At 58.3% G+C, this 8,136-nt stretch carries 7 protein-coding genes; 2 read left to right on the top strand and 5 right to left on the bottom strand.

The genetic code is table 11. The features are described 5' to 3' along the window. Positions 1-480 precede the first annotated feature (480 nt). Entirely contained in the window at positions 481-657 is a 177-nt protein-coding gene (locus M3461_09550) for a hypothetical protein (protein ID MDQ3774585.1), read from the bottom strand. A 422-nt stretch (positions 658-1,079) separates the two neighbouring features. Continuing rightward, positions 1,080-2,183 carry a hypothetical protein gene (locus M3461_09545; GenBank protein ID MDQ3774584.1) on the bottom strand — a complete coding sequence of 368 codons (1,104 nt, stop codon included), beginning with the start codon at positions 2,181-2,183 and terminating at the stop codon, positions 1,080-1,082. 251 nt (positions 2,184-2,434) lie between these two features. Here M3461_09545 and M3461_09540 point away from each other — a divergent pair, with 251 nt between their 5' ends. Together M3461_09540 and M3461_09535 are read left to right on the top strand one after the other, a co-directional pair. Then, a complete protein-coding gene (locus M3461_09540; GenBank protein MDQ3774583.1) occupies positions 2,435-2,908 on the top strand; it encodes a helix-turn-helix domain-containing protein in 474 nt (157 codons plus the stop codon). Beyond that, on the top strand, positions 2,905-3,294 hold the full coding sequence (locus tag M3461_09535; GenBank protein ID MDQ3774582.1) for an integrase core domain-containing protein: 390 nt from the start codon (positions 2,905-2,907) through the stop codon (positions 3,292-3,294). Before M3461_09540 ends, M3461_09535 begins: the two co-directional genes overlap by 4 nt. A gap of 433 nt (positions 3,295-3,727) precedes the next feature. Here M3461_09535 and M3461_09530 read toward each other — a convergent pair whose 3' ends face one another. From M3461_09530 to M3461_09520, 3 genes are all read right to left on the bottom strand, one after another. After that, complete coding sequence (locus M3461_09530) at positions 3,728-5,569, bottom strand: carbamoyltransferase (protein ID MDQ3774581.1); 1,842 nt, start codon at positions 5,567-5,569, stop codon at positions 3,728-3,730. Between the two features lie 5 nt (positions 5,570-5,574). Next, positions 5,575-5,724 carry a DUF5989 family protein gene (locus tag M3461_09525; protein ID MDQ3774580.1) on the bottom strand — a complete coding sequence of 50 codons (150 nt, stop codon included), beginning with the start codon at positions 5,722-5,724 and terminating at the stop codon, positions 5,575-5,577. Between the two features lie 2,170 nt (positions 5,725-7,894). Further along, positions 7,895-8,136 (bottom strand): peptide ABC transporter permease (locus M3461_09520; protein ID MDQ3774579.1); only part of this gene is annotated, 242 nt, incomplete at its 5' end.

The following is an 8,136-nucleotide window of genomic DNA, read 5'->3' as shown; positions in this document are numbered from 1 at the left end:
TGCCACTCCGCCATCGGGGTCAATCCCTGAAGAGAGATTCCACTACGTTCCCGCCCTTGCGTTCGCGCGACTCCTGATGGAGGCTGCGAAAATCGAGCTTGTTGACCTGCGCCCAGTCGTGGCTCGCCGTTAAAGGGGTCGTAGCGATTTATCTTGGTGCATCGACATGCTTGGGCGGGCGCCGGCGCTGGCGTTGTCCGACACGTCTGCCCAACGTGGTTTCGACCTGCGCCCGGAATCTGTCATTGCCCAGCGGGTGATTATAGGCGAGACATTCGCGAATGTCATGACTGTCGATCTCCGGGATCTGAACTCGAAAGAGTTCCCGATAGGCGCATTGCCGATCGTGCTCATTCGCGCCCAACCGGACATACAAATCGTGGTCCCTCAACAGCGGATTAGGTTCGCCCCAGGCATGCCGGCAATAGGAAGACCAGCGGTACTGCTCCGGAGACTACACCATGCCCGCCGCCACGGGGTTCATTCTACGTAGCGCATGCAGGTAAGGAGATATTTGTCCGCTTGCACTAGGCTCGCCCTGTGGCGCCCTTCCCACAGCGTACCGGTGCGCCGGTACTGACGGCTGATGTATAGAACATAATACCGTCCGAGGCGCTGCATGAGCCGCGAAATACGGGCGGTGTCGGGCGGCGTCATCAGCAAATGCACGTACGTACGCATGCAACGCCACGCCGAATCGACCCTGACCCGCTTGAAGGCGGTCCACAACGTAACGGTACTCGTCTTCGCAGAAAAAAGCACGCATCCCGGTTGTTTTCGCGCTGTACCACATGCACCGGGATATCGGACAAATACATCCTTGTCTTGCGAGGCATAGCAACTCCTTTGCCGTTTAACTTGAAGCATCGCGCTTATTATATCACTATGATGCACCGAAATAAATCACTACGACCCCCTTTTCTCTCTTTTCCTCTTTTCCTTCTTTTACTTTCTCCTTTTCCTTTCTTCTATAAAAACGGCAAAGGCATTTGAAGGTAATCGAAGGTGACTCCGACCTATGAGGTGTTGGATTCGGAACATGATCTTGTTTTTTTGAAACGAATGCGCCGGCAGAGGGGCTATTGCGTTGATTGGCGCCGGATTCTCGCTCGAATCATCTTTTCAAGATACGGGAAAATATTCTTGGCGGCTTGCTCTGACCCTGCCGGAGTTAGGTGGCAATAATCGATGTAGAGATCTCTTTTCCCGTTCACTTCTCCTGCCAGCTGGGAAGTATTATAAAAGGGGATCTCATACTGTGAAAAGAGTTTAGGCAGCTGCGCTACTCTGTCCTTCATTTTCAACCTGAGTTTTTCTTCAGAAAGTTTGAGAGTCGTATCGAAAATATTCCGGTCGTGAGGACTGAGTAACACGGCATCTTCTAGCAAAACTTCAGGTTGCAGAAATACCGATATTTGAAAATCGTAGAAATTTCCCAGTTGCCTCAAGAGAAAATACGACCTCATAAAAGCGTCCTTCGCGTATTCAAAATAGTTAAAATCAGGCCAGCTTTTCTGTTCAGCCTCCTTCCTTTTCCCAGTAGACGAATAGGAGTCGATTCTATTCTGAAATACTTTTTCAAGGAGTTTAAAGAAATGACTGTATCTTCCGAGCCATTTGGAAAGGATAAAAAGACCAGCAAGCGGACTCCCATCATTGATTGCGGAGATCAGAGGAACGACACCGTAAGTATAATTGAGATATTGATTAGAAGCCCGGGTGGCATAAAAATCATTGTGCCCTTCAACAAAAATCACAATGTCAGGATTGTATTCGTAAAGCGACTCCAAAACATAAGTCACGTTTCCAAATGTCTGATAGGCAGTTACGGCCGCATTGATAATCTCAATCCGCCATTTTGAACCCTCTTTCATTAATCGCTCGTTCAAGGACTTTTCCAGAAAATAAGGAATAGTTTCAGAGTTTGTCAGCGTGGGAAAAAGAGGATAGTGATGAGCGCGTTGTACGCCAAGTCCGTACAGAGTGGAGGTTCCCATCGCAATCACTCTGATTACATCATTAGCTTTTGTTTTTTCTACCGGGTGATCTCGCCTGAACCCATTTCTGTTATGGATTTTCTTCCCTTGGGTATCCCATTCTCTCTGATAATCCGGATTAAGTTCATGGGTTCTGTAAGGAGAATACAAATGCCGATGGGTATTTGTCCCTAGCCCAAAGTCCATGTACCGGACAATCAACCACGAGGGTACCTCCAAAAGGATTAAGAAAACCAACCACGAGGGCACCTCCAAAAGGATTAAGAAAACGACCATTCCTAGAAGCGGAGAACGAAGTGTCGCGATTTTCTCTTTTAGCATGTGATGGTACGGTCCAGACACATAGGTAACAGGTTAGTCCGGGGACATGGGTAACACTCGTTCATACTGGGGTCCTTTGAGGAGGCGCCCCGATGGCTTGGAGTCGAACGTCACCCATGGACCAGAGAACACAATTCATCGCCGACTATCTACGGTATAGTTTATCCATCACCGAGCTTTGCGAGCACTATGGCATCAGCCGCAAGAGCGGCTACAAGTGGATTGAACGCTACGAGCGAGAGGGTCCCGCCGGCCTGGCCGAGCGCTCCCGGCGCCCGCATGTCTGTCCGACCCAGACGCCCGAGGAGGTGGTGCAGGCGCTCATTGAAACGCGAGAGCGCCATCCCTCCTGGGGCGCGAAGAAGCTCTTGGCGCTTCTTTCCCGGCGCCATTCCGATGGGGCCTGGCCGGCCCGCTCGACCGTTTTCGCCCTCCTCGATCGGCACCGCTTGGTCCGCAAGCCTCGGGCACACCGTCGCGTCGGCCACCCCGGCAAGCCTAGCACCGCGATGAGCGCCCGAAATCTCGTGTGGTGTGCCGACTTCAAGGGCCAGTCAAGACCCGCGACGGTCTCTATTGCTATCCCTTGACGGTCACCGATGGCTACAGCCGCTATCTGCTGGGCTGCCAAGCCCTGAGCTCGACCGCGGTGGCCGAGGCCAAACCGGTGGTTGCACGCCTCTTCAGGGAGTTCGGGCTCCCCGAACGCATTCGCACCGACAACGGGGTGCCCTTTGCCACCACCACGCTCGCCCGCCTGTCCTCGCTGTCGGCCTTTTGGGTGCGACTCGGGATCCTGCCCGAGCTCATCGAACCGGGCAAACCCCAACAAAATGGGCGACACGAGCGCATACACCGGACCCTCAAGGCCGAGACCACCCGCCCACCGGCGGGCAACCGCACCGCCCAGCAGAAGCGCTTCAACGGCTTCCGCCAGGAATTCAACCACGAACGCCCCACGAGGCGCTCGAGATGATGACCCCCGCCTCTCGCTATGAGCCCTCGCCAAGACCTTTGCCCGCAGGTGAGCCAGGGTTGAGTCAAGTCCCACGACGACTACAGGAAGGAACGGTTCGGAGACCCGCACAGTCCCGCGAGGGAGGCAGGAACAAGGGCATTCAAGGAGCTGCTGCTCATGCCGCGCGCTGCAGGCATCGGAGTCGGCGCGTTCTTGTACCCCAAGCTCGATGGAAATCGAGGGAGATCCCAAGGGTTTCTCCAATGGATTTATCATCGATCGCACCCTTGCGACATGCCGCGAGATCAACGTGCGCTGTGTCGATCTTCGACCTGACTCCAGCCTCTGGAAACTGGGCGAACGAACTCGATCACCACCCCAGCGGGGAAACCAATCGAGTCGCCGCGCAGGCCGTCCTGAGAGCCTTCGAGCAGGACTGGCTGGCACTCGCTCAATCGAGCTCGAAGCTGCTCGAGTAGTCCTGCTTGAGATGCGGGTCCTGGTCTTCCTTGCGCAAATAGCAGTTGCCGACGGCAAGCGCCTCGATCTCCGTGCCCATGAAGCAGCGGAACGCGTCCTCCGGCGTGCAGACGATCGGCTCGCCACGGACATTGAAGCTCGTGTTCACGATCACCGGGCAGCCGGTCATGTCCTTGAAGCGGCTGATCAGCGCGTGATAGCGCGGGTTGGTCTCGCGATGCACCGTCTGCACGCGCGCGGAGTAGTCGACGTGCGTGATGGCGGGAACGGTGGAGCGTGGCACGTTGAGCTTGTCGATTCCGAACAACAGTCTCTGCTCATCCGTCATCGCGATTCGGTGTCGGCTCAACACGTCCGCGACGAGCAGCATGTAAGGGCTATCCTCGTCGAGATCGAACCACTCCGCGACGTCTTCACGCAGCACGGAAGGCGCGAACGGCCGGAACGACTCTCGATACTTCACCTTTAGGTTCAGCAGCTTCTGCATCGTGGGCGAGCGCGCATCGCCGAGAATCGAGCGTGCACCGAGCGCACGCGGACCGAATTCCATCCTTCCTTGATGCCAGCCGAGTGCCTTACCGACCGCGAGGTCGCGCGCGCACGTGTCGAGAATAGCGTCGTCGCTCAGAACGTCGAAGCGCGCGCAGGCCGCGCGCAGACGCCGCTCGAGCTCGGGCTGCGGATATTGCGGCCCGAGATATCCGCCTTGCATCGCGTCGTGACCGTTCACCCGCCCTCCGGTGCGCGGCTGTCGCTCATGGAGATGGTAGGCAGCCAATGCTGCGCCGATCGCTCCGCCGGCATCTCCTGCCGCGGGTTGTAACCACAGACGGTCGAAACATTTGTCGCGCAGCAGCTTGCCGTTCGCGACACAATTGAGCGCGACACCTCCCGCGAGACACAGATTGCGCTCGCCGGTTTCGCTCGCAATGGAGCGCGCCAGCTTAAGAACCACTTCTTCGGTGACGGCCTGAATCGACGCGGCGAGATCCATGTGCTTCGGCGTGAGCCGCTCCTCCGGCTTGCGCGCCGGGCCGCCGAACAGCTCGTCGAACCGACCGTTCGTCATCGTGAGGCCGGTGCAATAGTTGAAGTAGTCGAGATTGAGCCGAAAGCTGCCATCGCTCTTGATGTCGATCAGGTGCTCGCGGATGACATCGGCGTACGTCGGCTCACCGTAGGGCGCGAGCCCCATTAGCTTGTACTCGCCAGAATTCACCTTGAAACCCGTGTAGTAGGTGAATGCCGAGTACAGTAAGCCGAGCGAGTGAGGAAAGTGGACCTCCTTGAGCACCGTCAGGTCGTGATCCGCACCGATTGCGAGCGAGGTGGTCGTCCACTCACCGACGCCATCCATGGTCAGCACGGCTGCGCGATCGAACGGCGACGGATAGAAGGCGCTCGCAGCGTGACTCAAGTGATGCTCGGAAAAAAGCAGCCGACTCGCCCAGTCGATGTCGGGGAAAAGCGTCGCGAGTTCCTCGGACAGCAGGCGCTTCTGAAACAACTTCTCCTTGAGCCATAGCGGCAGCGCGTGCCGGAACGAACTGAAGCCGATCGGCGCAAAGGAGAGATACGTCTCGAGCAGACGCTCGAACTTGAGAAACGGCTTATCGTAGAAGGCGACGCAGTCAATGGCATCAGCGCCAATACCGGCGTAGTCAAGGCAAAAGCGCACGGCATTGGCCGGAAAGCCAGCATAATGCTTCCGGCGCGTGAAGCGCTCCTCCTGAGCCGCCGCCACGATGTGGCCGTCCACAACGAGCGCGGCAGCGCTGTCATGGTAGTAAGCCGAGAGTCCGAGAATACGCATTCGACTCAGAACAACGTATATCTGAATGGCGCGATGGCGGAACCCTCCGCAAGCGCCAACAGCCCACCCAAAATCAGCATGATCAGGATGATCGGCAGCATCCAGAACTTCTTTCTAACCCGAAGAAACTTCCAGAGTTCGGCCAGGAATGACATAACGTGCTCCTAAGACTAGAACTGATCCTTCAGTGAATCAGGCGGTGGACCGGGGGGATTGCGCGGTATCCAGTACGTGGCGGCCTGACAGAATCGCCGCCGCATCGGATCTCGGCCGGCAAGTCGCATGACCAAGCCAAAAGGCGTGATTACTCCGTAGTACATCACTCCCAGGACGACGGGGCTGACGATTCTGTTGAGGAGGTGCGCAAGCCGCATCCACGCTGCGTATAAGAATTTCAAAGGTCCCTTTTTGGCGAGAGGAAGAGTATGGCGAGAGGAAGAGTACGAGATGTACCTGTGGGTTGTCAAGTACGCGAGCCGTCGGTCCAGGATCGGGGATTTTTCGGGGCGATTCATCGGTCGAGGCGCCCGGATCCGGGGCGTCTTGGCCTCTCACGCGAGTGCAGGGCGAAGGGGTGCGGCAAGGCGCCTTTGGGGTTGTTGCAGTGCGTGACACCGCCCGAGCGCGCAGCCCCGGTTCCCCGGTCTTCATGCGACCCTGCCCCCCTGGCTAGAAACGGGGGTTTAGTACGGGCAGCTCGCCGGGGTAACGATTCAGCGTTAACGACGCCGTGCCACGGACCCGGTGGTTACCGGCCGGCGGCAATACGCAGGATGGGATGCTTCGGTCCCCTTCGCCGCCTCGCCCAGACGAGCCGCGCCACTAGGGACCTGAGTATGGCATCAGCTCCTGTTTTTGAACTTCTGTCCATGAACCCTCCTTTTGGTTGCTGCGGCGCGCTTCTGCATCGCGCATCATTCTATCTATGTTGTTCGACGTTCGAAGCTGGACCCACGCGCTAGGGCTTGGTGCCACAGGCCGGCGTCATGCGGCGAGCCGGAGAGCAAAGTATACGCCCTCTACCGCCCTACCGCAATAGTTCGCATGCTAGAGCGGCCTATATCTTCCGCTATATGTTTCAGGGAAGGATGCGGGTACGGGGTCAAGGGGCCCCTGACCGGCCGCCCGTTCCCCTCGCCAGGCCCGTTTGAACGCCGCGTGGCGGTGCAGCCCTAGGAATTCCGCCGCTCCGCGGCGTGCACCGCTCTCGCCCGAGCGCCGAAGACCACGGGCCCTCTCGACCGAGGGATGCCGGCCAGGCACGCGCCTCAGCGCCCGGACATCGCGCTCGCGCCAGCCGAACGGCATCGATCGATCTGGACGCGGACCAGACGTTCACTAAGCCGGTCCAAGGACGGGGTGTAAGCGCGGCGATGCGTTCGTAGATCGTCCGGCGAATCGCTCGGTCTAGGAGTGCGAAGTCCGGTTGCGATCTTCGAGCATCGCCGACCAGACCCCCGCACACCTTCTACGAACGCTGCCCTTTCGCGACGAGTACCCCCCGACACTTTGCAGCCGACCAACGCGCGGCAGCGTTTACTATCAGGCGGTACGTTGCAGCGTATAAGAATTTCAAAGGCCCTTTTTCGACGAGAGGAACAGTACGAGATGGACGTGTGGGTTGTCAAGTACGCGAGCCGTCAGTCCAGGATCGGGGATTTTTCGGGCGATTTATCGGTCCGAGGCGCCCGGATCCGGGGCGTTTTGGCCTCTCACGCGAGTGCAGGCCAAAGGGGGCTGTCGGCTCAGGGAGTTGAACCGGATGGGAGGGGGTTCGCGGCCGGGATCAGGCCATTTGGAGTCGGTCGAATGACCGCGCGGGCGATCGGGGCGGTGCTCGGGGGGCAAACCGAGATGGGTGAGCAACCGTGTTTGTTGTCAAGCGATTTTAGGGTTCCAGGGTGTGTTGGATTGAGGCAATGCAGATGGATGTTGAGATTGCGGCCGAGCCGAAACGCTGGATGACCATTTTGCCCGGAGCAAAATGGGACGTACGAAGTACGCCCGCAGGGGCGGGCCAAGGATGGCACGCATCAACGTGACGGCGCCGGTCTTGGCCTCGGTACGTTTGAGCCCCGTTTGTTGGATCAGGAATGTGGCAATGATCCGGTGGACGCAAGACGGGCGCGAGCAGGCGGGGATGTGCAGCGAACAGCAAGTGCAGCGGGATCGGAAACGAGAGCACCCATGGGGTTGCCGCTTCGGGCAACCGCCCTGCATTGGGTAGGTTGTACCATGCCTATCCGGTTGGTGCCACCGAGCCCCGCAGGCCCTCCCCTCGTGTCACGATTAAACCGCCTGCCCCCGCGCGCTTTCGTGCCACCATCAAACCTCCCGCAAACCATCCGAGGGCTCGATACGGGCGGCCCGGATGCCGCCGAGCACAGCGCCGAGGAGGCTCGCGATCAAGGTCAAGAACAAGGCCGCGAGGAAGTGCCGAGGCATGAGAAAACAGATGGACTGCCCGACCGCGAGATCGGCCGCCAACATGCGGTTGATGATCTGTTCGAGGAGCAGGTACACGAGCACCGCGCCGAGCCACCCGAGGACCGCGGTGAAGAGCGCGT

The sequence above is a fragment of the Pseudomonadota bacterium genome, assembly GCA_030860485.1.
Classification (GTDB): domain Bacteria; phylum Pseudomonadota; class Gammaproteobacteria; order JACCXJ01; family JACCXJ01; genus JACCXJ01.
The sequence above is the reverse complement of the archived record's forward strand: the minus strand, read 5'-3'. Positions and strand labels throughout refer to the sequence as shown.

Excerpts from the sequence above, each read along its gene's own strand:
- M3461_09550 (MDQ3774585.1), bottom strand. The coding sequence starts at position 657 with ATGACGCCGCCCGACACCGCCCGTATTTCGCGGCTCATGCAGCGCCTC.
- M3461_09545 (MDQ3774584.1), bottom strand. The coding sequence starts at position 2,183 with ATGGACTTTGGGCTAGGGACAAATACCCATCGGCATTTGTATTCTCCT.
- M3461_09525 (MDQ3774580.1), bottom strand. The coding sequence starts at position 5,724 with ATGTCATTCCTGGCCGAACTCTGGAAGTTTCTTCGGGTTAGAAAGAAG.
- M3461_09530 (MDQ3774581.1), bottom strand. The coding sequence starts at position 5,569 with ATGCGTATTCTCGGACTCTCGGCTTACTACCATGACAGCGCTGCCGCG.
- M3461_09540 (MDQ3774583.1), top strand. The coding sequence starts at position 2,435 with ATGGACCAGAGAACACAATTCATCGCCGACTATCTACGGTATAGTTTA.